General features: G+C 57.7%; 20 protein-coding genes. 8 read left to right on the top strand and 12 right to left on the bottom strand.

All coding sequences use genetic code 11. The features are described 5' to 3' along the window. Window positions 1-68: 68 nt before the first annotated feature. The 4 genes from AC1DCP_RS16305 to AC1DCP_RS16320 form a co-directional block, all read right to left on the bottom strand. Window positions 69-1361 carry a CmpA/NrtA family ABC transporter substrate-binding protein gene (locus AC1DCP_RS16305; protein WP_476774437.1) on the bottom strand — a complete coding sequence of 431 codons (1293 nt, stop codon included), beginning with the start codon at window positions 1359-1361 and terminating at the stop codon, window positions 69-71. A 377-nt stretch (window positions 1362-1738) separates the two neighbouring features. Further along, entirely contained in the window at window positions 1739-3016 is a 1278-nt protein-coding gene (locus AC1DCP_RS16310; RefSeq protein WP_476774438.1) for a CmpA/NrtA family ABC transporter substrate-binding protein, read from the bottom strand. Between the two features lie 36 nt (window positions 3017-3052). Beyond that, window positions 3053-3640 (bottom strand): ANTAR domain-containing response regulator, encoded by a 588-nt coding sequence (locus AC1DCP_RS16315; RefSeq protein WP_003511609.1) that lies wholly within the window; start codon window positions 3638-3640, stop codon window positions 3053-3055. A gap of 102 nt (window positions 3641-3742) precedes the next feature. Beyond that, window positions 3743-4396, bottom strand: a complete 654-nt coding sequence (locus tag AC1DCP_RS16320; RefSeq protein ID WP_003511611.1) for a GntR family transcriptional regulator — start codon at window positions 4394-4396, stop codon at window positions 3743-3745. A 263-nt stretch (window positions 4397-4659) separates the two neighbouring features. Here AC1DCP_RS16320 and AC1DCP_RS16325 point away from each other — a divergent pair, with 263 nt between their 5' ends. The 6 genes from AC1DCP_RS16325 (at window position 4660) to amyA (ending at window position 12581) form a co-directional block, all read left to right on the top strand. Then, window positions 4660-5901, top strand: a complete 1242-nt coding sequence (locus tag AC1DCP_RS16325; RefSeq protein WP_003511614.1) for an NRAMP family divalent metal transporter — start codon at window positions 4660-4662, stop codon at window positions 5899-5901. A 123-nt stretch (window positions 5902-6024) separates the two neighbouring features. Then, window positions 6025-6792: a LamB/YcsF family protein gene (locus AC1DCP_RS16330; RefSeq protein ID WP_003511617.1), complete on the top strand. Its 768-nt coding sequence runs from the start codon at window positions 6025-6027 to the stop codon at window positions 6790-6792. Window positions 6793-6803: 11 nt separating this feature from the next. Further along, a complete protein-coding gene (locus tag AC1DCP_RS16335; protein WP_003511619.1) occupies window positions 6804-7613 on the top strand; it encodes a putative hydro-lyase in 810 nt (269 codons plus the stop codon). Between the two features lie 7 nt (window positions 7614-7620). Beyond that, entirely contained in the window at window positions 7621-9219 is a 1599-nt protein-coding gene (locus tag AC1DCP_RS16340; RefSeq protein WP_476774439.1) for a 5-oxoprolinase subunit B/C family protein, read from the top strand. Window positions 9220-9230: 11 nt separating this feature from the next. Then, complete coding sequence (locus AC1DCP_RS16345; protein WP_065660400.1) at window positions 9231-10961, top strand: acetyl/propionyl/methylcrotonyl-CoA carboxylase subunit alpha; 1731 nt, start codon at window positions 9231-9233, stop codon at window positions 10959-10961. Window positions 10962-11093: 132 nt separating this feature from the next. Continuing rightward, window positions 11094-12581: an alpha-amylase gene (amyA, locus tag AC1DCP_RS16350; protein WP_476774440.1), complete on the top strand. Its 1488-nt coding sequence runs from the start codon at window positions 11094-11096 to the stop codon at window positions 12579-12581. A gap of 38 nt (window positions 12582-12619) precedes the next feature. Here amyA and soxR read toward each other — a convergent pair whose 3' ends face one another. Both soxR and AC1DCP_RS16360 read right to left on the bottom strand, forming a co-directional pair. Next, window positions 12620-13075 carry a redox-sensitive transcriptional activator SoxR gene (soxR, locus tag AC1DCP_RS16355; protein WP_003511623.1) on the bottom strand — a complete coding sequence of 152 codons (456 nt, stop codon included), beginning with the start codon at window positions 13073-13075 and terminating at the stop codon, window positions 12620-12622. Between the two features lie 154 nt (window positions 13076-13229). Then, on the bottom strand, window positions 13230-15335 hold the full coding sequence (locus AC1DCP_RS16360) for a TonB-dependent receptor domain-containing protein (RefSeq protein ID WP_476774441.1): 2106 nt from the start codon (window positions 15333-15335) through the stop codon (window positions 13230-13232). Window positions 15336-15482: 147 nt separating this feature from the next. Here AC1DCP_RS16360 and AC1DCP_RS16365 point away from each other — a divergent pair, with 147 nt between their 5' ends. Next, window positions 15483-16952 carry a glycosyl transferase family protein gene (locus AC1DCP_RS16365; RefSeq protein WP_476774442.1) on the top strand — a complete coding sequence of 490 codons (1470 nt, stop codon included), beginning with the start codon at window positions 15483-15485 and terminating at the stop codon, window positions 16950-16952. Here AC1DCP_RS16365 and AC1DCP_RS16370 read toward each other — a convergent pair. From AC1DCP_RS16370 to repA, 6 genes are all read right to left on the bottom strand, one after another. After that, on the bottom strand, window positions 16949-18148 hold the full coding sequence (locus AC1DCP_RS16370; RefSeq protein WP_112752684.1) for a low temperature requirement protein A: 1200 nt from the start codon (window positions 18146-18148) through the stop codon (window positions 16949-16951). The two genes, AC1DCP_RS16365 and AC1DCP_RS16370, sit on opposite strands and share 4 nt — an antisense overlap. Before the next feature lie 38 nt (window positions 18149-18186). Further along, window positions 18187-18459: a hypothetical protein gene (locus AC1DCP_RS16375; RefSeq protein WP_112959589.1), complete on the bottom strand. Its 273-nt coding sequence runs from the start codon at window positions 18457-18459 to the stop codon at window positions 18187-18189. Between the two features lie 66 nt (window positions 18460-18525). Continuing rightward, on the bottom strand, window positions 18526-18738 hold the full coding sequence (locus AC1DCP_RS16380) for a hypothetical protein (RefSeq protein ID WP_112752786.1): 213 nt from the start codon (window positions 18736-18738) through the stop codon (window positions 18526-18528). Window positions 18739-19137: 399 nt separating this feature from the next. Beyond that, window positions 19138-20415, bottom strand: coding sequence for a plasmid replication protein RepC (gene repC, locus AC1DCP_RS16385; RefSeq protein WP_075807636.1), 1278 nt, complete (start codon window positions 20413-20415; stop codon window positions 19138-19140). Window positions 20416-20600: 185 nt separating this feature from the next. Continuing rightward, a complete protein-coding gene (repB, locus tag AC1DCP_RS16390; RefSeq protein ID WP_065662385.1) occupies window positions 20601-21611 on the bottom strand; it encodes a plasmid partitioning protein RepB in 1011 nt (336 codons plus the stop codon). Beyond that, window positions 21608-22822 (bottom strand): plasmid partitioning protein RepA, encoded by a 1215-nt coding sequence (gene repA, locus AC1DCP_RS16395; protein ID WP_026330729.1) that lies wholly within the window; start codon window positions 22820-22822, stop codon window positions 21608-21610. Before repA ends, repB begins: the two co-directional genes overlap by 4 nt. Window positions 22823-23262: 440 nt before the next feature. Here repA and AC1DCP_RS16400 point away from each other — a divergent pair, with 440 nt between their 5' ends. Then, the gene (locus tag AC1DCP_RS16400; protein ID WP_476774443.1) at window positions 23263-24648 is read left to right on the top strand and encodes an FAD/NAD(P)-binding protein; all 1386 of its coding nucleotides are present in this window, start codon (window positions 23263-23265) and stop codon (window positions 24646-24648) included. Window positions 24649-25033: the final 385 nt, after the last annotated feature.

Raw genomic sequence — 25033 nt, forward strand, 5'->3', positions numbered from 1 at the left:
ATCCGGCCTTTKGTGTCCATCTTTAAATGGCAACCCGGCGGAGGAGGGGCGACACCCGTGTCTCCTCCTCAGGAGGCTGCCTTGATGGAAAGAGTTTCGAGATAGGCCGACGGGTTTTCGGGGTCGAAGACCTTGCCGTCGAAGAAGGTTTCCTTGCCGCGCGACGTGGAGGCGGGAATATCGGCAACACCGAGATCCTTTGCAGCGTCGCGCCAGATGTCCTCACGGTTGACCTTGGCAACCAGCGCCTTCACGTCCGTATCGGGTGCAAATTTACCCCAGCGGATGTTTTCCGTGATGAACCAGCTGTCGTGGCTGCGGAAGGGATAGGACGCGTGATCCTGCCAGAACTTCATCTGCAGACCGGTATTTTCCAGCACGCGGCCGTTGCCGTAATTGATATTGCCCTTGAGGCGGCCAAGAACGTCTTTCGGTGGCACGTTGAACCATTGGCGCTTGCCGAGGATCGTGGACATCTCCTCCTTGTTCGCCATCTCATCGCACCATTGCTGGGCCTCCATCACGGCCATCAGCAATGCCTTGGTGGCGTTGGGGTTCTTTTCCACCCAGTCGGCGCGCATGCCGAGCGCCTTCTCGGGATGCCCTTTCCAGAGTTCCCCGGTGGTACAGGCAGTAAAGCCGATGCCCTGATTGACGAGTTGCTCGTTCCAGGGTTCGCCCACACAGAAGACGTCCATATTGCCGACCTTCATGTTGGCGACCATCTGCGGCGGCGGAACGACGATGGTGGAGACGTCCTTGTCCGGGTCGATGCCGCCGGCGGCCAGCCAATAGCGGATCCACAGATCATGCGTGCCGCCGGGAAATGTCATGGCAGCCTTGATTTCCTTGCCTTCTGCCTTCTTCTTCTCGAAAGCTGCCTTCAGCTTGGACGCGTCGAGCTGAACGCCGGTTTCAGCATATTCCTTGGCGACGGAAATACCCTGGCTGTCGAGATTGAGGCGGGCGATAAGCGCCATCGGCACAGGCACGTTGTTCTGCGTCACCTTGCCGGTATGCATGAGATAGGGCATCGGGGTCAGGATATGCGCGCCATCAATGCCGTTCGATGCGCCGCCGAGCACGAGATTGTCACGTGTCGCACCCCAGGATGCCTGTTTGAGAACCTCGACATCCGGCATGCCATGCTTGGCGAACAGTCCCTTTTCCGCCGCGATGATAAGCGGGGCGGCGTCGGTCAGCGCGATGAAGCCGATTTTCGCGCCCTTCACTTCCGGCTCAGCCGTGGCTGCGAAAGCGCCTGACGGAAAAGCGGTGCGCACGGCGGTAACAAGGGCTGCGGTGGCTGTCGTCTTCAGTATGGTGCGGCGGCTGACATCGCCCGAGAATATCTTTTTCATTCGCATCTTCCCCTTATTGGACCACCGCATGGGTGGCGCGTTCGCTTGCGAAAAAACCTGAAAATAAAAAAAACGCCGCTCGGAGTTTGCGCCTTCGGAACGGGAGGTGTTCCGGGCAGCAAAACCTTGCGACGTCTATGTCTGTGAAAGCGCTTATGCCGCGCCCTGCTCGCCCCGATCGCCGTTGACCAGTGCAAAGACGACGACGCAAGAGGCGTGCCAGTTTTACTTATGGAAGCTATCGCCTTGGAAAAAAACGGAATTTCCGAGATTGAATCGGACGATTAAATTTTAATCATTAGAAATTTTGTCTATGGTTTGCGCAGATGGATAAATTCCGAGCTTGAAATTTGCGCAGCTTGCCCGGCCGACGGCTGTCAGGCCTCGCCTTGGGAGATGGAAAACGAGGCAGAACTGCGCACGGAAAAGCCATTCACATAGCCAGTAACGTCTGCGGGATCGAAAACAAAACCGTCCACGAACCGGTCACCCGCCTCCTGCCCTTCGACCCGAATATCGGCATCATCTGGCGCATTGGCATCGCCCAGTGCCGCCCGATAAATATCTGGACGGTAAGCGGACAGGGTGGCCTCCACACCACCTTGCGAAAACTCCGTCTGCCCCCAGCGGATCATCTGGCTGTAAATCCACAGTGCCTGGCTCTGGCGCGGATAATTGGCATGGCCGCCGTGGAAGAGGAAATATTTGTCGATAACCCGGCGGTTGCCCTGGCTGTCGATGTTGAATTCACCGGCAAGCACATGGCGGATGATGCTTTGCGGCGCACCGATATAACGCGGATCGGCAAGTGTCCTGCTCAGATCATCGTGATTCTCCGCAAGGTCGCACCAACGTGCGGCGGCATCGAGCGCCGTGAGCAGCCGGCTGACCGTTTCCTGCTGGCTTTCGGCCCATTCAGGCCGCATCCCGATCACTTTTTCCGGCGCAGACGGCCACAAATCCTGCTTGGCAGCGACGATCCTGCCCACACCGCGCTCGGCGGCAACGATGTTCCACGGCGCACCGACACAGAAACCATCTATGGCGCCCGCCGCCAATGCATCCGACGTCAATGGCGGTGGTACGACCACCAGTTTGACGTCGTGATCGGGATGAATGCCGCCAGCGGCGAGCCAATAGCGAAATTCGTAATTGTGCGAGGAAAACGGGTAGGTCATGCCGAGCGTCGGTGTAGATTCGCCCCGCGCTCGCATGTCATCCAGCACCTGCTTTAAGGCCTTCGCATTTTCCAGCGCCCCCGCCGTTTCGGAAAGCCCCGTCAACGCCTTCATCCGGGCAAAAAGCCGCGTCGAAAGCGTTATCGCATTGCCGCCGCGCCCAAGTGAAAACGGCGTGATCGTCGGCGAAGGGTTCGAGCCGAGTCCGAGCATGGAGGCAACCGGCATCGGCGACAGCATATGGGCAATGTCGAATTGCCGGAATGCCAGCCGGTCGCGCACATTCGCCCAGGACACATCCTTGACGAGATCGAGCGTCAGGCCTTCGCGCTCGGCAAAGCCGAATTCCGCCGCAGCAATGAGGACGGACGCATCGACAAGAGGAATAAAACCTGCCCGCAGGATTTTTTGCCGGTCGCTGCCAACAATTGCCGGCGCGCCCGCTTTTGAACCGGCCGATTTTTCCTGTGCCGCCATATCATACACTCCTCGACTGTCCCGCCGGCGGGTTCGTTACATCAACAGACCGGCCGCGGTGACCACGCTTTGCGCGATCTCGGATATTTTCTTTTTCTCGTTCATCGCCGTTTGCCGCAGAAGCGCAAAAGCCTCCTCTTCGGACAGGCCACGCATTTTCATCAAAATGCCTTTGGCGCGCTCGATGACCTTGCGCTCCTCAAGCGCCGATTTTGCTTCGGCAAGTTCCTGTCGCAGACGGCTGAAAGCGTTGAAGCGGCTGACCGCCATATCGAGGATGGGTTTGACGCGTTCTTTCTTCAGCCCGTCAACGACATAGGCGGAAACACCAGCCTCAACGGCCGCCTCGATGGACGCGGTATCGGAGCGGTCGACAAACATGGCGATCGGCCGGCCGACCGTGCGTGTCAACTGAAACAGATGCTCCATCATGTCGCGGTTGGGATTTTCAAGGTCGATGAAGATGACATCGGGCTGCAGCGTCTCGATGGTCCGCGCCACGCCGTGCACTTCATGGATGAGCGTCACGCGATTATACCCGGCCTCGCGCAGCCCCTCCTCGATGATCGAGGCGCGGATCGCGTTTTCGTCTATAACGAGAATGGTGAGGTCGCGAAGCGTCATGTCGGCATTGATGACGCACCGCAACAAACTTGGCAATCAGGCGCCGATATAAAAATGGAGCGGACGTGAAAGGGACGTTTTCATCCCGCTCCGCCTGATTTCTCAGGACGCCCGTTCGAGCGCCTTCAAAACCGTCCGCTCGGAAAGATTGAGATAGATTTCCATCTCGTCACCGGCCTCAGCCGCCTTGCCCTCTTCCATCAGCGACAGGATTTTGCTGTTCATGTCCACAAAGGGGGAATGGAGCTGTTCCGGGTCTTTCAGCAGGCCGAAACAAAGCCTGAGCTCAGCGGCGATTCGCTCGTAAAAATCGCTGAGACGAGCGCTGTCGAGAAGGTCGACTACGGCGGCGTGAAACTTCATGTTGGCGCTGCCCACGCCTAACCAGTCTGCCTGGTCGCGCTTTATCCTGGCATCATCGACCGCCGTGCGCATTGTCCGGATGGCCGGGTGCTTGTGCCAGGCCTGACGCAGCGCCCCGCATTCCACCATGCGCCGCACCCTGTAAATATCAATCACCGAAGCCAGGGTGGGAACGGCGACAAAAACGCCGCGATTGGCCTCGTGACGCAGCAGACCATCCTTGGTCAGGAGACGAAAGGCTTCACGCAGCGAATTGCGGGAGACCTCGAAACGTTCGCTGAAGGCTGCTTCCGAAAGACGCTGGCCCGGCATCAGTTCACCGGAGATCAGCAGGGTGCGAATACCCTTTGCCAATCGATCCGCAAGCGGCAGACCCTCTATCGTTTCCGTCATGGCGCTTTCCTTAAGAGCAATGCAACGTTGGGAATTCCGTGACAGGCATGTTCGGACACGGCATGATTGCCCATAGCACAAAGCTTCAGCAAAGCGCCAAAAAAACGTGATGAATTCATACTCATAACGTCCAACAAATAGACAAAATAAAAGAACGATTATCATTTATTGTTGAACAATATTGACAATCTCACGGAACAAGACAAGATCGGTGGCATAAAGCATCCGCGAGGGGCGGATTGCGACAGGAGCGGAGAAAATCCATGGAGCAGAAAAAGCTCACCCCGACTGCCGATCTCAAAATGTCAAAACGTGCATCTCTTCTGGGAGCAATCTTCCTGATGGCAACATCTGCCATCGGTCCCGGCTTCATCACGCAGACGGCGACATTCACCATGCAGCTTGGTGCCGCATTCGCCTTCGGCATTCTTGCTTCCATCCTCATAGACTTCGTCGTTCAGCTCAACATCTGGCGCATCGTAACGCTGACGCGCATGCGTGCGTCCGACATCGCCAATGCTGCCATTCCGGGCTCCGGCTATCTTCTCGCCATTCTCGTCATCATCGGCGGCCTTTTCTTTAATATCGGCAATATTGGCGGCACCGGCCTCGGCCTGAACGCCATCTTCGGGCTCGATCCGAAAATCGGCGGCGCCATCAGCGCAATCTTTTCCATCGCCATCTTCGTTTCCAAACGGGCTGGCCTCGCCGTCGACCGGTTCATCATTTTCGCCGGTATCCTGATGATCGTGCTGACGCTCTACGTTGCATTCGTATCCGCGCCGCCGGTCGGTGATGCCTTCCGCCAGACATTCCTGCCGGACACAATCAATTTCGCGACCATCACCACCATCGTCGGCGGCACCGTTGGCGGCTACATCACCTATTCCGGCGCGCACCGCCTGCTGGACCGGGGAATGGTCGGCATTGAAAACCTGCCCGCCGTCAACCGCGCCGCTCTGACCGGCATCGCTGTCACCGGCATCATGCGTTACGTGCTGTTCCTCGCCATTCTCGGCGTTGTCGCCAGCGGCGTCGTCATCGATACATCGGGCCAGGCCGCCAATCCCGCCGCACAGGCTTTCCGGTCGGCCGCGGGCGATCTCGGCTTCCGTCTATTTGGCATCATCTTCTGGGCTGCGGCCATCACAAGCGTCATCGGCGCGGCGTATACCTCCGTCTCGTTCCTGCCCGTGTTCAAGCAGGACATGACGGAACGCGCCCGCAACATGGCGACGGTCATCTTCATCGCTGTCTCGCTCGTCTGCTACCTGCTCATCACGACGCCGCCCGCCGCCATGCTGGTCTTCGTCGGCGGCCTGAACGGTCTTATCCTGCCCATCGGCCTCAGCATCTTCCTGTTTGCCGCATGGAAGCGCGAAGACCTGATGGGCGGCCATCGCTACTCGCGCATTCTGCTCGGGCTTGGCGTTCTGACATGCGCATTGACGTGGTACATGGGCTACAAGTCCGCCGGCACCATTTTTGGCCTGCTCGGCCTGTAATAAACTAGAGCGTTTCCGCATTTCGGAGAAAAGCGGAAACGCTCTATATATTTGTTATTACGCATTTTCCCGACGCAAAACCGCTACGCACTTTTGCTGGAAATGCTCTAAAGGGAGGCAAACATGGCCGCTATCGATCTCAACAGTGATCTTGGCGAAAGTTACGGCGCGTGGCGCATGGGAGATGACGAGGCGATGCTTGCCATCGTTTCCAGCGCCAATATCGCCTGCGGATTTCACGCAGGTGACCCGGCCGGGATTTACCGCACCGTTAAGGCCGCTGCCGAAAAAGGCGTGGTCGTCGGCGCCCATGTTTCCTACCCGGACCGCGTCGGCTTTGGCCGCCGCGATCTGGATGTGACCTCCGAAGAGCTGATCGCCGATGTCATCTACCAGATCGGTGCACTAAAGGGTGTCGCCGCCGCAGCCGGAACCACGGTGCGTTACGTGAAGCCACATGGCGCGCTTTACAACCGCATCGCCAATGACGCGAAACAGGGACAAGCGGTCATCGACGGTATAAAGGCCGTCGATGCCTCGCTGGTGCTGATGGGCCTTGCCAATGCGCCCATCCTCGATCTCGCCCGCAAGGCAGGCCTTGCCGTCGTCGCGGAAGCCTTCGCTGACCGCGCCTATACGCCAGAAGGCCAACTCGTCTCGCGCCGCGAGGCGGGCGCCGTACTGCACGACGCTGCCAAAATCGCCGACCGGATGGTGCAGCTTGCCCGCGAAGGAACACTCGAAGCCATCGACGGCAGCAGCATCAAGATTGAAGCACAATCCATCTGCGTGCATGGCGACAGCCCCGGCGCGGTGGCGATCGCCCAGGAAATCCGCCGCCGTTTCGAAGCCGAGGGCATCGAAATCCGCTCTTTTGCATCCATTCTCTAAAAGGGCGACCAATGACGATACCCTTATCCTTTCTGAGCCACACCAATGCGGATGCCGCCCGGACGGCCCGCGCCGATTATCGTGGCGGCCTCGTTGCACCGACCTCCGGCATCGCTCCCGGTTTCACGCAGGCCAACATGATCGTGCTGCCGCGCGACTGGGCCTTCGATTTCCTGCTTTATGCGCAGCGTAATCCCAAGCCCTGCCCGGTGCTCGATGTTTCAGATCCCGGCTCACCAACCACGCTTCTTGCCCCCGGTGCCGATCTCAGGACCGACCTGCCGCTTTACCGTATCTGGCGTGACGGCAAACTTGCCGAGGAAACGGCGGATGCGACCGCCGCCTGGGCAGAGCGTGACGATCTCGTCGCTTTCCTGATCGGTTGCAGTTTTACCTTTGAAACGCCGATGGTCGAAGCGGGTATCGAAATCCGTCACATGACCGACAAAAGCAACGTTCCGATGTATCTGACCAACCGCCCCTGCCGGCCGGCCGGCCGATTTAAGGGCAACATGGTCGTTTCCATGCGACCGATCCCGGCTTCGCGCGTGGCCGATGCCGCGACAATTTCAGGACGTTTTCCGGCGGTTCACGGTGCGCCCGTGCATGTCGGCGCGCCGGAAGAAATCGGCATATCGGATCTCGCGAAACCGGATTTCGGTGATGCGGTGCGGATCGAACCCGGCGAGGTTCCAGTTTTCTGGGCCTGCGGCGTGACGCCTCAGGCTGCAGTCATGGCGTCCGGCGTGCCGTTCGCGATTACCCATGCGCCCGGGCACATGTTCATCACCGACATTCCCGATTCTGCCTATCACGCGTGAGGATATGATGCGTTTTCTCCCCGTCAGCCTCACCACCATTCTCGTCGAACTTGCCGATCTCGATGAAACGCTGGCGCTGTTCGCCTCGCTTCAGAACGATCCTATCGAGGGCATCGACGAAACGGTTCCGGCTGCCCGCACCCTGATGATCCGTTTCCGCCCCGAAAAGATTGGCGCAGAGGCGCTGGTTGCACGGCTTTCCAGCCGCGATCTCTCCGCAAAAATCGCGCCCTCGGACAATCTGGTGGAAATCCCCGTCCATTATAACGGCGAAGATCTGGCCGACGTTGCCGAACTGACCGGCATGAGCGTCGACGAAGTCATCCGCCGCCATACCGAAAGCGAATTCACCGTGGCCTTCTGCGGTTTCGCGCCCGGCTTCGGTTATCTGGTTGGCGGCGACACGGCTCTTCACGTGCCGCGCCGGCAAAGCCCGCGTACCCGCATTCCGGCGGGTTCGGTGGCGCTGGCTGGCGCCTTCAGCGGCGTCTATCCGCAAAACAGCCCCGGCGGCTGGCAGATCATCGGCACCACACCGGTGAAGATGTGGAATATAGACCGTGATCCCGGCGCGCTTTTCCAGCCGGGTTATCGCGTGCGTTTCTTCGATATGGACAAGGCCGGAAGAACGGTTGATGTTCCCACCTCAGCGCCGCGCACCGCCCGCCCTGAGATGACAAGAGAAGGCCCGCATTTCGAGGTGCTCGCGGCCCCCATGCCCGCCATTTTCCAGGATCTCGGCCGCTTCGGCCAAACCGGACAGGGCGTCTCCGCCTCCGGCGCACTGGATCGTGGCGCGTTTAACGCCGCCAACCGTATCGTCGGCAATCCCGTCAACTCGCCGTGTCTCGAGCTGACGCTCGGCGGCTTTTCCTTCAAAAGCACGAGCCGCGCCGTCATCGGCATTGCGGGCGCGCCCTGCCCCATCACCGTCAAGACCGCAGATCGCAGTTTCACCGCACAACCCCATGTTCCCGTGTCTCTCGAACCCGGCGATATCGTAACCTTGGGTCAGCCGCCGAAGGGCATGCGCTGTTATCTTGCTGTGCGTGGCGGGTTCGATGTCGAGCCCGTGCTGGGCAGCTATGCGACGGATACGCTCGCCGTAGTCGGTCCAGAAAGCGTGACTGCGGGCACTACTCTGCCGCTGAAGGGCGAAAAGACAGGACTTTCCAGCGTGTCTGTCGACGAGGCTCCGGCCTTCGATCCGCCGGCAACCGGCGATATTGTGACGCTCGACGTGGTTCTCGGACCGCGTACCGACTGGTTCACGCAAAAGGGCCTCGATACGCTGACCGGCCAGCTCTGGCAGGTCACGCCGCAATCGAACCGCGTCGGCATCCGCCTTGCCGGCGAAGTGCCGATGGAGCGCAGGGACAGTGCCGAATTGCCGAGCGAAGGCACGGCCACCGGAGCAATCCAGATTCCCCATAGCGGTCAGCCCGTTCTCTTCCTTGCCGACCACCCGTTGACCGGCGGCTATCCCGTCATCGGCGCGGTCGCGGAATACCATCTCGATCTTGCGGGGCAAATCCCCGTCAATGCCAAAATCAAGTTCCGCCCGATCGGCCCTTTTGCCGAAATCGCGGCGGCTAAAAGTCTGTAGGGAGAATAGCGATGAAAAAAGTGCTGATTGCCAATCGCGGCGAGATCGCGGTGCGGATCATACGCGCATGCCGTGATTACGGCCTGCAATCGGTTGCCGTTTATGCCGATCCCGATCAGGATGCGCTATTCGTTCGGTTGGCGGATGAGGCCTATGCGCTGGAAGGCGTCCGCCCCGCCGAAACCTATCTCGATATCGCCAAGCTGATCGCGATTGCCAAACGCGCCGGCGCGGATGCCGTGCATCCCGGTTACGGCTTTTTGTCCGAACGCGCCGAATTTGCGCAGGCGGTTATCGATGCCGGCCTTAGCTGGATCGGCCCCGACCCACATGTCATTGAAGCGCTGGGCGATAAAGTGGAAGCGCGGCGCATCGCCACCAGCGTCGGCGCGCCGCTGGTCGCCGGCAGTGACGGCCCCGTCTCTACCGCCGCCGAAGTCACCGCTTTTGCCGAAGAATACGGCCTGCCCGTCGCCATCAAGGCAGCGCATGGCGGTGGTGGGCGCGGCCTGAAGGTCGCATGGAAGATGGAAGAGATCGCCGATCTCTACGAATCCGCCGTTCGCGAAGCGACCGCCGCTTTCGGTCGCGGCGAGTGCTTTCTCGAACGCTTCCTCGACCGGCCCCGCCATATCGAGGCGCAGGTTTTGGCCGACAAGCACGGCAATGTGTTGGTGCTGGGCACCCGCGATTGCTCGCTGCAACGTCGAAACCAGAAGCTGATAGAGGAGGCTCCGGCCCCGTTCCTGTCGGCCGAACAGCGACAAAAAATCCACGACGCGGCAAAGGCGATCTGTGCCGCCGCGGGCTATTCCGGTGCCGGCACCGTCGAATTCCTGCTCGGCGTTGATGGCACGATTTCTTTCCTGGAGGTCAATACGCGCCTGCAGGTGGAACATCCCGTTACCGAGGAAACCACCGGTATCGATCTCGTCATCGAGCAGTTCCGCATCGCCGAGGGCCACACCCTGCGGGTGGTTGAAACGCCGGAACCGCGCGGCCACTCTATGGAATTCCGCATCAATGCCGAAGATCCCGGCCGAGGATTCCTGCCAACACCCGGCACGATCTCGATTTTCGATGCTCCTTCCGGCCCCGGCATCCGTATGGATAGCGGCGTCGTCAGCGGCTCCAGCGTGCCTGGCGTATTCGACTCGCTGATGGCGAAGCTCATCGTTACGGGTACCGACCGCGATCAGGTTCTGCGCCGCGCGCGCCGCGCGCTGAAAGAATTCCGTATCGAAGGCATTGCCACGGTTCTGCCGTTCCATCGCGCCGCAATCGAGACGGACGACTTCATCGGCACCGACGGTTTCAAGGTTCATACCCGCTGGATCGAGACCGATTTCGCCGCCATGCCTGACGCCATGGAACGTCCTGCACCGGCTGAAGACCCTTCCATCACGCGCACCTTTCTGGAAATCGACGGCAAGCGTGTTTCTGTCGGCCTGCCGAACCTGCTGCTCTCCGGCCTCGGCGCTGTCAGCGGCGGCAATGCCGCTGCCCCCGGCGCGTCGGTCAAGGAGAAGGAAGGTGAAATTATCGCTCCCGTTTCCGGCACCTTGCAATCGTTCAAGGTGACCAATGGCGAAACTGTTTCCAAAGGCGATCTTCTGGCCGTCATGGAAGCGATGAAAATGGAAACGCAAATCGTGGCGACGAAGGCCGGCAAGGTCCGCCTGATCGTCAAGGAAGGCGACTATCTTCAGGCGGGCGCGGCACTTCTCGAAATTGCGGAATAACGCATAGACCAGGCCACCGGACCGATCAGGGAAGGTGGTCCCCTCACAATCGAAGTTTGGTCAATACGGTGGCGGAACCCTTTCGCCGCCGGGCCGTTTATGGCGCGACCTGCTAACCATCATGAGGGAAATATGGCCGGACGCACCTTGCTTCAATTCTTCCATTGGTACTATCCGGACGGAGGGAAATTATGGAGCGAGGTGGCCGAAAAGGCGGAAAGCCTTGCCCGAATGGGTATTACCGACGTCTGGCTACCGCCGGCCTACAAGGGTTCTGCGGGCGGTTTTTCGGTAGGTTACGATACCTATGATCTCTTCGACCTTGGCGAATTCGACCAGAAGGGAACAGTCGCGACCAAATACGGTGATCGCGCTGCCCTCGAACAGGCCAGTCGGACGCTGAAGGAAAACGGCATCCGCGTCATTCACGACGTGGTTCTCAATCACAAGATGGGCGCGGATGAACGAGAGAAGGTGCGGGTTCGCCGCGTCAATCCCGATGACCGCACCGAGATAGAGGACGAGGATTTCGAGGCGCACGCCTATACGCGCTTCACCTTTCCCGGCCGAAACGGCACACATTCCAAATTCATCTGGGACCTGAAGTGCTTCAGCGGCGTCGACCATATCGAAGAGCCTGATGAGGACGGCATTTTCCGTCTCGTCAACGAATATGGCGACGGCGAATGGAATGAGGAGGTCGACGAGGAAAACGGCAACTTCGATTATCTCATGGGCGCGGATGTCGAATTCCGAAACAGGGCTGTCTATGAGGAACTGAAATATTGGGGCCGGTGGCTTGCCGAACAGGTACAGGTGGATGGTTTCCGTCTGGATGCGGCCAAACACATTCCGGCATGGTTCTTCCGCGACTGGGTAGGCCATATGCGCGACACGATTAATCCCGACCTCTTCGTTGTCGCGGAATACTGGCACCCCGATATAGACGCGCTGAAAAGCTATCTCGATCTGGTCGACAAGCAGCTGATGCTCTTCGATGTCGCCCTTCACCACCGCTTCCATGACGCTTCCAAGCAGGGCGGCGATTTCGACATGCGCACTATCTTCGATGGTTCGCTGCTTTCCGCTGTTCCAGATCACGCCGTCACGCTTGTCGACAACCACGACACGCAGCCGCTGCAATCTCTGGAAGCGCCCGTAGAACCCTGGTTCAAGCCTCTGGCCTATGCGATCATTCTGCTACGCGAAGAAGGTGTGCCTTGCGTCTTTTATCCCGATCTTTTCGGTACGACGTATACAGACACCGGCAATGACGGCAACGACCATGAGATCGTCATGCCGGCTATCGAATGCCTTCCGAAGCTTATCGAGGCACGCAGCCGCTTTTCCAACGGTGCCCAGACGGATATTTTCGACGACCCGAGCTGCATTGCGTTTATTCGCCACGGTACCGCCGATGAGCCGGGCTGCGTTGTGGTGATGTCGAACGGCGAGGCGGCGGAAAAACAGATAGATCTCGGCCCTGAGCAGGCGGGAGCTGTATGGCGCGATTTCCTTGGTCACCGTCACGAACAGATCACCCTTGACGAGCATGGCAAGGGTCTGTTTTCCACCAATGGCGGCAGCGTCAGTGTCTGGGTTCCGGMCGACGTCGAGTAGGAACAATTGCTTTTAAAGCGGCCAGCCGGAAACCTTGCTCATTTGACGGATACGAGACGGCGCGGGCCCGCGCCAGCATCGGCCAGAACATCGTTCGGATTGCGTAAGGGACAATCATCAAGTGAGAGGCAACCGCAACCGATACAGCCGGTAAGCTGGTCGCGCAGCATAATCAGGCTGTTGATACGAAGCTGCAGCATTTCCCGCCAGGACTGCGAGAACACGCGCCAGTCAGCCGTCGTCGCCACCCTGTCCTGCGGCAAATCCGCCAAGGCGTCCCTGATGATGCTGAGCTGGATGCCTGCCCGCTGCGCAATGCGGATAATGGCAATGCGCCGCAGGACGGCGCGATGATAACGACGCTGGTTCCCGCTGGTGCGCCAGCCTTCGATCAATCCCTTCGCCTCGTAAAAATGGATGGTGGAAACGGCGACGCCACTACGACGCGCAACCTCCCCAACCGTCAGGCTGTGTTTAAAGATGGTATTTTCCATGCCGGCTCCGTTTTCTGAACGGCCTCCGCTCTGAAAAACGCGGAAACACACTAGAGAGCAGCCGGTATAATTCCTCAACCATAGTTGAGGTCAATAGGATAGATGGCAAAAAGAGGCGCCCATCGGGCGCCTCTGAATTCATAAATATCGCGGATCAGAATTTGGCGGTCATGCTGATCCAGAAGCGGCGGCCTTCCATGACCGTGTTGAAATCGTCAGCGCCGACTTCCTTGTCGAATACATTGTAAACCGCCGCGTTGAGATCGACATTTTCGGCCACCGCATATTTCGCCCCGATGTCGAGGGTGGTGTAAGCGTCATATTTACGCCCGGCCTTGCCGTTGATCGTAACCGGTTTGCCGTTCGTACCGATGCGCGGACCCGCATTGATTTCCGATCCGTGATAATTCACCGAGGCCCAGGCTTCCAGCCCGTCCACCGGGGTGACCCATTCGCCTCTCAGATTGGCCATGTGCTCCGGCGTCCGCGCCAGCGGAAAACCCTCGTAATCGCCCGTCTTCTGTTCGGAATGCGTATAGGTATAGTTGCCGCGCAATGTCAGTTCCGGCGTCGCATACCATGCTGCCGTCAGTTCTATGCCCTGAATGACCGCATCGTCGATATTGTAATTGTACCAGAGGCGATAATTGCTATCTTCGCTCCAGCGGGCAGGCGTTCCATCCGGATTGAGCACCAGCGCGTTGGAAATCTTGTCCTTGAAATCTGTGTAGAAATAGGTGGCACCGAGGGCAACATCACCATTGTCCCAGAGTGCTGCCAATTCATAACTCGTGCTTTTTTCCGCCTCCAGACCCGGATCGCCGATGATCACGCCGCAGGTACCGTTCGAGGCATAGGTGCACCCACCGCCGCCAGTCGTATAGGCGTAACCCGGTGCGATCTGGCGGATTTCCGGTGCGCGGAAACCTGTTGAAATGCCGCCCTTGATCGTAAGATCGTCGGTTGCGCTCCAGACGCCGTAAAGGCGCGGGCTGAAATGATTGCCATATTTTTCATGGTTATCCAGACGAAGGCCGCCCGTCAGCGCAAAGCTATCGACGATGCGCCATTCATCCTCGACGAAGAGCGCCCATTGCGTCGCCGAGAAAGTTTCGTCGCGACCGGTACGGCGTCCCGGATTCTGGTCCTTCAGCTGTGCCTCGAAATATTGACCGCCGGTGACGAGAGTATGGTTGCCGAACAGTTCGAACGGCGTGGTGAACTTGCCGTCGAGAACGCTATTGCGAACCTCCGGCGAGCGCGGATTTTCAGTGACGCGTCCCGTGCGAAAGTTTCTGGTGAAGTTGGTGCGCTCGGCCCATTCCTGCTGGAAGGAGAATTCAGACGTGGTCGGTCCCCACCGGCCGGTATGCGACAATGACCAATGGTCGCGCGTATTGGTGTTGTAGGTGCCGTCTGCATTGGCTGCCAGCGTCTCGCCGGACTCGGCATCGCGGCGCAGCCGTGCTTTGCCAGCCTCGAGATAGATGTCGTGATCCTCATTCGGCGTGAAGGTCAAACGTCCATTGAAATCATATTCCTTCGCGCTCGTCGTACCATTCAATATGCGGTCTTCGCCGCGCGTGAAGCCCCTGCCCCAGATCTGCAGCCCCAGCCGGTCCTTCAGGATCGGCCCATTGGCATACCAGGACACCTGACCGCTATTACCGAATTTTGAATGTTGCTGAACCGTACCCTCGCTGGTGACGGAGCCAGACCAGACATCGCCAACCTTGCGGGTGATGATGTTGATGACGCCGCCCATGGCATCGGAACCGTAAAGAGAGGACATCGGGCCGCGCACGACCTCGATGCGTTCGATCGCCGAAACCGGCGGCACGAAACTCTGTTCGAAGCCGGAATTACCATTGGTACGGGCATCGCGCGTGCTCTGCCTCTTACCGTCAACCAGGATCAACGTGTAAGCGCCGGGCAATCCGCGAATGAAAATATCCTTCTCATTGGCAATGCCGGTGACAGACACGCCCTGAACTTCGCGCAAGGCGTCTGTCAGATCGCGGTAAGACCCCTTTTCCAGATCTTCTCGCGTCACAACCGTGATGCTGGCCGGAGCATCCTTCACATTCTGCTCGAAGCCGGACGCGGTCACCACGATCTGCTGAAGAACGGTGGTTCCGTCGGTCGCCTGCTGCGCGACAGCAGGCAAGGCAACGCTGAGCGCCGTTCCCGCCATAGCGACGGAAATGCCAGCCTTTATTATCGTCGCGGCCATATCCTGCCCGCGGTACTTCAATTCCATGTTACGCCCCCGCATTTAACTTGAGAATTTACCCCCACTTATTTAGGAGGGAGGTCTGGCGCAACGCGTTTGTTTTCGAACAGTTCTAAATTCCAGAAATTGCAAAAAGGCCCCCTCTAATCGGGGGCGGGGTAAAAAAACAGCAAGATGACAACCGGCAAGAGAAAAGAAGAACCAGCTTCCCCGACAAAGCCCGACAGGCTTGGTCAGCTGAAACTACTTGTCGCGTTCGATGCGTTGTTGCGGGAAGGAAGCGTCAGCCGCGCAGCGGCAGGCATGGGACTGCCGACATCATCGATGAGCCGGATACTACAGCAGCTGCGCGAGAAATACGGCGACCAGCTGTTCTTACGCACCGGCCAGGGTTTGCGACCCACCCCCTTTGCCGAGACCATGCGGCTGCGCATTCGTTCGCTGGCGGCGGAGGCGGAAAACCTGATCGATTATTCACAGGAAAAAGCGGCAGCTCCCGCCGCCGCCAATGTTAGCGGCTGGGAACGGCCGGTGCTGATGAAGGCGCCGCCTCTTTCGCTGCGCCCCAGCGTTCTTCTGGAAGGTCAGCCGACACCGGAAAATATAGCGGACCGCCTTGCCCGCATCGGCCACAATGCCGATCCGCAGCACAGGCTCGCCAAATATATAGCGACCTCGGCGATGGGCATCGGCAACAGCCGCCCGCTCAGCCAGCAAGAGGCGATGGACGCACTTTCGATCATTCTCGAAGGCGATGCAGATCCCATACAGATAGGAGCGCTGCTTGCGACCATGCAATATCGCGGTGTGACCGCGGCAGAGCTTGCCGGTTTTATCGAAGCCATGTGGGGCCATATAAAAAGAGACCAGCAAGCGCCCGCATCGGTCGATCTCGACTGGCCGGCCTATATGTCGCCCAAACATCGCGATGCACCCTGGTTCCTGCATTCCGCGCGTCTCGTTTCCATGGCGGGATATAGCGTCTTGTTACACGGCCATGTGGGCCAGGGAGAAAATGGCGGTAAGCTCGAACTCGCCGCTGAAGCCTGCGGCATACCGCTCTGCCATTCACTTTCGCAGGCGGCCAAGGCCACGGCTTCACAAAGGATCGCCTATCTGCCGATCGGTGGACTATCGTTACAGTTTCAGAGCCTGCTTGGCCTGCACGGCATTCTGGAAATGCGCCTGCCGCTCAATACGGTCGTGCATCTTCTCAATCCGCTTCGCGCCAGAAGCACCATTATCGGCGTCGCCCGCCCCTCCTATCAGGAGCTTCATCGCGATACGGCGCGGCTGCTTTCCGTCGAGAGCCTTGCCATTCTCGGCAATACGCGGGATTTCGCGCAATTTACTCCCTTCCGCAGCACCCGGATCTTCGGTCTTTCCAGGGGCGAAGATGTCGAGTTCGTCATTCCCGCCCGCGAAACGCCACCGGCCGAAATGCCGACCATGTTCACCACCTTCGAATATTGGCGCGCCGTCTGGACGGGGGCGGCCAGAGACGAGAGAGCGGAGACCATCGTCGTCTCCACCGCTGCCATCGCCCTGATGCTGGTCAATGATATGGTTCTGCCTTTCGAAGAGGCCTATGCCCGCAGCCTGAGGCTATGGAACGACAGGGCACGCGATTTCGCCACTGCCTAGGCGTTGGAGACTGATTTTTTCAGCGCCAGATATTCCCACAGCGCCACCAGCAGCAAAATCCCCGTGCTTGCCAGTTGCAGCGCAAAAAGCGGCACGCCCGGCACCGGCAGAAGCAGGCAGAGCGCCGCTGCTCCGGCAAAATGCGAGATCGGCCGCTGATAGGTGGCAGCAATCTTGACGCCGATATTACCGGCTAGAAACAGGATCGGGCCGCCAAGAATGGCGAGTGACTCCCTCATCGTCGTCCCTTCATGGGCATGGGACAGGCTGAAATCCTCTCCAACTGCCGTAAGGATGATGCCGGCCACGATAGGCAGATGTCCATAGTTGAAAAGATTTTGGGCGATCTTCGCTTTCTCGTCGGCATGTTCGGCCTTTCTGGAGGCCTCTTCCTGCCCGTGATGGAAATAGATCCACCACATTGTGACGGTGCTGACGAAGGCCGAACAAAAGACGATGAATGTGAGGCCGGAATTCATATATTCCGTGGCCGTGCGGCCGGTGGTTAGGATCGTTTCCCCGAGACAGATGATGACGAAAAGCGCACAGCGCTCCGCAAGGTGCTCGCCGGAAAGATGCAGCTTATCCGCATCGCTTGCTTTCAATCCCGGGACGAAATAACGACAAGCGGGTCCGGCATATTCTATCGCGAGCGCTATACCCCACAGGAGGATTCGATCCGTCAGATCGACAAGCCCACCAGCCAGCCAGAACAGGCTCGATATGACTAGCCAGATCGTCACCCGCACAAAAACCAGAAAAGACTGCCTGTCCTCTCCCTTGAAGGCATAAAGTGCAAACAGGCTCCGTCCCACCTGCATGGCACTGTAGATAAGGGCAAACACGAAACCCTGTTCCGCAAAAGCCTCCGGCAGCGCGATGGCCAAAAGAACCCCGCCGAACATCAGGACAAAAAGCAGAATCCGGACAGGCTCCTTTTCGGTATTCAGCAGGTTGGTGATCCAGGTGGTGTGTATCCACAACCACCAAAGTGACAATATCAGTATGCCCGCCTCAAGCGCCGCTGTCGGTCCGAAGTCCTTTGCTAGCGCATGGGAAAGCTGAATGAGCGCGAAAACGAAAACCAGATCGAAGAACAGTTCAGGAAAGGTCGCCTTTTCTGCTTCGTGCCCCTCCTGTTTGATCCAGGTTTGCGCATCCGGTTTCTGCCCGGACGTTTCGCTTTCGCTTCCCATTCTGCCCCTGTTCGTCAATATGAATTATTGCGATCGCGTTAGCGTTGCGCTTCATCCGAAGAATTAACATTCGAGTCCCGGCCGGGAAACTGCAGCGCCCGCGCATTGTCGGGATAAAAACGCGGTCCTACCAGACGCACTATCTTGCCGGAGACATCGGTAATATAATTCGATGCGGTCGCGCCAGGCGAGAATTCGGCGCTACGGGTCTTGGTCGGTTCCAATATGCTGACCTCTAGAGGCTGAGCAAATATCGGGTGGCTCGTCGCGGAGATGACAATTGTCGCGATAAAGAGGGACTTGGAGAACATCGGCACATCCTGTCACAATTGACTGCGCCATAAACAGCCCTCGCCCGGTTTGGTTCCAGCCGTCTTTCAGCTGTCCTCGTCCAGATAGGTTCGATATTGCACATAGTCTGAACTTGGTTGCCCGTCGACAATTTCCGGCGGCCGCCCCTCACCTCCGGTTAAATAACCGGCATCTTCAAGTCCCGCCTTCAAGAGCTTTTCGATGGCGGTATGTCGAGCCAAGGCAATGTCTGCCATGTACACAGCGACAGCCAGCTCCATATCGTCTGGAAAAACCATAGGCTCACCGCCCCCTTCCCACATAGGTAGGGAAACGCACGATCTTAAGGAAGGTTCAGTTCCAACATAGTGCCATATCGAAATCTCGGCATTACCCCGGTCTAGTCACGCAAGAAACGCATAAAAATCGCGCTTTTCCTGCCCGTATCATCGCACTACCGCTAAAAGATACCCGGACTCAAGCGATTGAAACCAATCATGGAATAACTCAAACGAAAGTCAATCAAGGCTTAACTTTCATTACTTTGCATTAACCATAGGAACCCCTGCCAGCACAGTCTGTTCGTAAACACTGGCAGCCTCACAGCGAATCTTCGGAGTCTTGCAGAAACAGCGTCAATGTAGCTGCAGACTGGGAATTCGGCAAGCCGACGCCATTTTCTGTCCGTCCTCAAGAACTCATACGGCCATGCTTCTCTCTATCCCGTCAGTTCGACCCCGCAGTTGCGCCAGAAGCATGGCCTGGAGATCAAACCCGCCCTCATGGGCCTTACGGGTGAGATTGCGCAGATATCCCCCCAGCGAGCTGATCTGGTCCGCCTTTTGCAGCAGGCAGGCAAGAATCGCCGCTGTTCCCTGTCGACCGAAAGTAGTGAGGGCGTCCTGGTAGGCCGACTGGCTAACGTTGAACATGGTTTTGATGACTGATGTCGCCACTTCCAGATCACGCCATCCAGTCACTGCTCCTCCGGGTGCATAGAGGGAAATATCCGGGCAAGCCTTCACAACCAAAACAATATCAGGAACAAAAAATTGCTTATGAAGAACAGGCTTTGGCTGTTGCGATGACGGCTTTGCACTGACGGGTACGGCGTATTCTGGCTGTACGACTGTCGTGTCGGCAGGTGCGACGATTACCGGTTCACGCAAATTTTGCGGTTTAGATATAGATTCGGATTCTGAATTCTTTATGAGGCGCTCATTTTGGCAGTCATTGCCGCCCGATTTCTCCGAATTTTCAATATTTTCCAGATAGTTGGTCACTTCTGCACGCAGGGAGACCAAAAATCCGGCGATTTCCTTGAGTTCGACAGGCTTTGAATTACGGCCGAGGGACCGGGCAATGGCATTGTAGCGCGCCTGGAATCCTTCTGACGTTACGACTTCACCGCTGGCGGCTATCATTTCGCAAAGCTTCTGGATATCGCGGCGGCACAGGCTGATGTTTTCACGAAGCCGCTGAAGGTCGAGCCGCTCGCGAACGATGCGTTCGGCGAGTTCCTCGATTTCCGATTTGCGGGCGAGAAGCGGTGCCAGCGAAAAACCATAGGCTTCGCTGATTTCCCCGCCCCTGTGCTTACGGGCGTAGCGTTTTCCGTTCGGACTATCCTTGCGGATGATGAGACCGGCCTCGACGAGAGCCGAGAGATGGCGGCGCAATGTCTGTTCTGCCATTCCATGTGCTCGCAATGACAATTGCGTATTCGACGGAAAGACGACCAATCCGGCTTCGCTGGAGAGTTCATTTTTTGGATAAAAACTCAGAAGGGCGTTCAAGACCGCGAGAGAACGATCGGTCACGCCGAGCAATGGTCTGGCTTCACAGACCGAACGGTAGAGTTTCCATTTATCGACCGCCTCGGTCTTTTTGTTTTTCTGCGCGGCAAACTGAGTTGCGAGGACGCCAAACGACATCGCTCGCCGCCCAAAGGGCGTCGTTACACATGTGCTGTCCATGTCTTTCACCTTTCACAAGGCAAAAGAAAATCGCTCACCGAAAAATTCGATGCCAAGACTCTTGACTATGATTCGCGGAAATGAGATTCTTTGGTTGCTTAGATCAAAGAAAGGCTTCCGTGCGGCAACGTTCGGGGGCTTTTTTCTTTTGTAATGCGTCTCCTGTTAGTCGTTGGTATTAACAATCACTGCTTGGACCGGTATTCGGCAAACAGCGCCTGAAGATGTTCCAGAACGAAATCGGCAAATTCCGGCGCCTCGTTCTTGTCGATGGATATATCCAGCTTGCGGTCGCTTTCGACCACCTTTGCCAGTCTGCTGCCAGTTTCCGAAGACCAGACACCGGCTTTCTTTGCCTGTGCCTTGGGTTTCAGAAAATCCAGAAGCGACTTGAAGCGTTCTTCGGACGGAAGAGCGGCAACGGATGGCTCCCGTACATAAGCGCGCGCCGCTTCCTTGACCTGTGACGAGGAGAGCTGATCTGCGAGATCCATCCAGTTACGGCGACCGACGGTGGGTGCCGGACCAATAAGATCGACCAGATCCTCGGGAATGCGACCGACAACCGATAGCATGTTGGAAAGATCGCCCTTGTGCAGGGACATCGCCGCCATGATCGTATCACGCGGAAACCGCATCTGCAGTTTCTGGGCGAAGCGCGCCTTTTCGATATAGGTTAGGTCACGGCGCTCGTTGTTTTCCTGTCCCTGGGCGACAACCAGCTGTTCGTCGCTGAGATCGCGAACCACGGCCTTGACCGGAATACCCAGGTTGGAAACTGCGCGCAGACGGCGATGGCCAAATGCGACCTGATAACGTCCCGGAAATTCAGGATGCGGGCGAACCAGAATGGGAACCTGCTGGCCCTGCTCGCGAATAGCCTCCACCAGGCCTGCATCCGCCTCTTCCGAGGCTGGCATGCGGTCGGGTATGAAGGATGGGTCGATATCAGCAGGATTGAGCGAAACGATCGTAAGGCCCTCTGCGAGCCGTTTTTCGATCTCTTCAGCACGCTTGGAGCGTTCCGACACTTCGTTCAGAGACTGGCCGATCATGCCGACTGGCGAGTTCGACACATCCGTCACCAGTTCGGGAGAACCGAGGATGGGTCTGACACGCGGACGGGACCGCTCGGGAGTGGTATCGTTGTCTGTGCCTGGCGTGCCAAGATTGGCGAAAATCTGTTTTCTGCTCATGCTGCCCTACCCCACGCTTTTTTAATCAATCCCTCGATTTCAGCGTTCACGTTGTTCATGGCTTCCAGTGCGCGGTCATAGGTGGAGCGCGTGAACTGGGTTCTTTCCACCTCGAAAAGCGTCTGGTTGGTCAATCCGGCATCCGAAACGGCCGTGCTCTTCAGCATCGGGTGAATGAGGACGTTTTCACCGAAGATCGAGCGCAGGAAAGCCACCATCTGGTTCTGCGGCCCATCGCTCGGTTCGAAACGCGTGATGAGGTAACGCATCCAGTTATAATCGGAGCGTGCGCCGGCCCTGCCGATTTCAGCGAGAAGATCGCCAGTCATGGCAAGGAACTGGTTCATGGACATGACATCAAGCATTTGCGGATGAACTGTCACGAGAACCGATGTTGCTGCCGTCAGCGCCGAAAGCGTCAGGTAACCGAGTTGCGGTGGGCAATCGATGACCACGACGTCGTAGAAATTCTGGGCCTGGGCGATTGCCTGGCCGATGCGAGCGAAGAACAGAGTGTCGCCCGGTGCGCGGCGCATCAGTGCGCGCGGGGTATCATGTTCGAACTCCATAAGTTCCAGATTGCCTGGAACGATATGAAGGTTGGGAATATAGGTGCCGCGAACGATTTCGGCGATCGGCCGGCGTTCGTCATCGTAGCGGATCGCGCCGTAGAGCGTTTCATTCGGGCCGACATCCATTTCGGGCTGGTGACCGAAGAGAGCGGAGAGACTGGCCTGCGGATCGAGATCGATAGCCAGAACCCGGTAACCACGCAGTGCCAGATATTGTGCCAGATGCGCGGATGTCGTGGTCTTACCCGAACCGCCTTTGAAATTCATGACGGCGATGACCTGCAATTCCTCGCCGTCGCGACGGTGGGGCAGATAGCGACGCGCGCCGCGGGCGCCCTGATCGAGAAACTTTCTGATCTCGTCCATATCCTCTACCGAATAGGAACGACGACCGGATGCCTGCGCTGCATCGAGCTCCGGACGCTCAGCGGCGATCTGACGAAGATAGGCTTCACCGATGCCGATCAGCCGGGCGGTTTCTGCCGGCGAAAAATGGCGCATACTCTTTTCGGTATGCGGTGAAAACGTATTCGCATTATGCGCCTGCAATTGGGCTGACAATGCAGCCGAATGCTGTTGTATAAGGCTCGTGAGGTCGGGTGCCCCTGCAGCAAATCTTGAGTCGGCACTCTGTGTCATGGATCTACTTTCGCTCGATATTGCAGTTGCGGTTTTTTTCGAAAAAGACGGTTTTTTCCGCAACTGAGATATAAGCGCCGATTCTCTTTTTGGCGCAATAGGCTTTTTTCCCGGATGCAGAAGTACCGCTAAGGCATTGTGGAAGAATCAGTTTTGCTTTTTGTGACAGTTTTTCGGTTAGCCGCGGCTAACTTCATCTTCGTTCTGGCTGAGACGCGGTTTTTCGACTTCCTTTAAAACTGACAAGGAGCGATCAGAGCGAAAGTTTGCCGCGGCTAACTTTGGGAATCCCGCGCACCAAATGTGCAAGGCGCGATCCCGCCGGCGGAAAGTGAAGGGTAGACATTGGCAGATGTTTAATCTCTACTCATCGACTAGAGTATCAACGGGTTCGGCGCCCACCGCCTGACCTTTCGTGCTGTCGCAGGTTGGAGGAATAAATGTCCTATGATGTCGCTATCGTCGGTTCGGGTTTCTCGGCCATCTGTACCGCCGCTCATCTCTTATCATCCCTGCCCGGGGACGCGTCGATCGCCATTGTCGGCGACGAGTCGGATTTCGGGCGCGGTACGGCCTATCGTACCGAGTTGCCCTATCACCGACTCAATGTGCCGGCAGGGCGGATGAGCGTATTCCCCGACAGGCCGGATGACTTTCTCGATTGGCTGACGGAGAATGGGCTCGGCAACGATCCATTGGCTTTTGCCTCACGTGGCGACTACGGCCTCTATCTCAGGGACAGGCTCGCCAGCCTGCTGAGAAGCCGGGATCAGCGGGCGAGGGTGGACTTCATCCGTGCCAAGGCTTCAGCCTGTCGCCCGGATGGCAATGGCGGTTTCTCTTTTGCACTGGAGAATGGTGAGAAGCTGCGCGCGAAAAATGTTGTCTTATGTCTTGGTGTCGGCGCGGCAAGTTTGCCGGTGCAAACTCTGGCGAAAGATGACGACGCGCCGCATCGCATCATCGGGCATTGCTGGCAGTCCGGATGGCTGTCGAAAGTAAAGGCGGGGGACCGCATCTGTATTCTGGGTTCTGGCCTGACGATGATAGATCAGGTCCTGACGCTTCGAGGAAAGGGACATCGTGGCCCAATCCACGTATTGTCCCGCCGCGGACTTGTGCCGCATCCACATATCAGCCCGCCACTGTCGCCAGCTGATCCGCGCTTACCAGAAGGTTCGACCGAGATCAGCCGGTTAGTGCAGGCTCTGCGTAAGCAGGTGAAAGATGGTGCGCCGTGGCCTAGTGTCATGGATGGTCTACGGCCGAAGACCCAGCTGCTTTGGCAGAGCCTGACATCTGAGCAGCGAAGCCGGTTTCTTCGCCATGCCTTGCTCTGGTGGAACATTCACCGGCACCGAATCGCGCCCGAAGTGCATAAGGCTTTTGAAAAGCTGTTATGTGACGGCGTTCTAGAGATTCACGCCGGTTATCTCCGCTCTCTCGACGAGCAGGACGAGGGGATCGCCGTACTCTATCGCCGTCGGCATACGGAGACGCTTAGAGAGTTTCAGGTCGATTGGGTCGTTAATTGTACCGGAATGGAGAGGGCGGGGATCGGTCATTCACGGCTTCTGGAAACCATGCGGGACGATGGCGTGCTTTTGCTCGACGCCTTAGGTCTTGGGGTCGAGGTCGATGGCCAGTCGCGCTTGTCAAGCGCGGACGGGCAGGTCTGGCCTGGCCTGTTTGCCGCCGGGGCGCTGACGGCGGGCCGCTTTTGGGAGATAACCGCCGTGCCGGATATCCGCGTGCAGGCGCAAAAGATCGCGCAAGCTGTCACGGACAGAGTGGTATCGGACCGGCGGGTTTCGGCACACGGTTGATGTGAAGGAAAGAACACTCGCACAGTGCCAGGTCTTGAAGAGTTTGCGGTTGAGACTGTTCCTCTAACTTTTCAGATACTGAGGTTTGCCGCGGCTAACCTCTCTATTTCTCTCATCAGGCGGCCATCCGAATGTACCGGGCTTTCCTCTACGCGATAGAGCTAGGGGTTAGTAAGAGCCTTCGCTCAGCCAATAGCCGCTTCCATAGATCGCGACAGACAATGGGTTTTGAGCCTCATTATTCGGTTCGACAACGTGCGGCGATACGAATATCTCAACGTGACGTCCATCCGTCCGCGAGTTGATGATTTACATAATTGCTAAATTATTTACATCACTTATGGAATATTGATGCAAAACGAGCTATTAAACCCTTAAAAATACG

Source organism: Agrobacterium sp. 10T429, assembly GCF_056393925.1.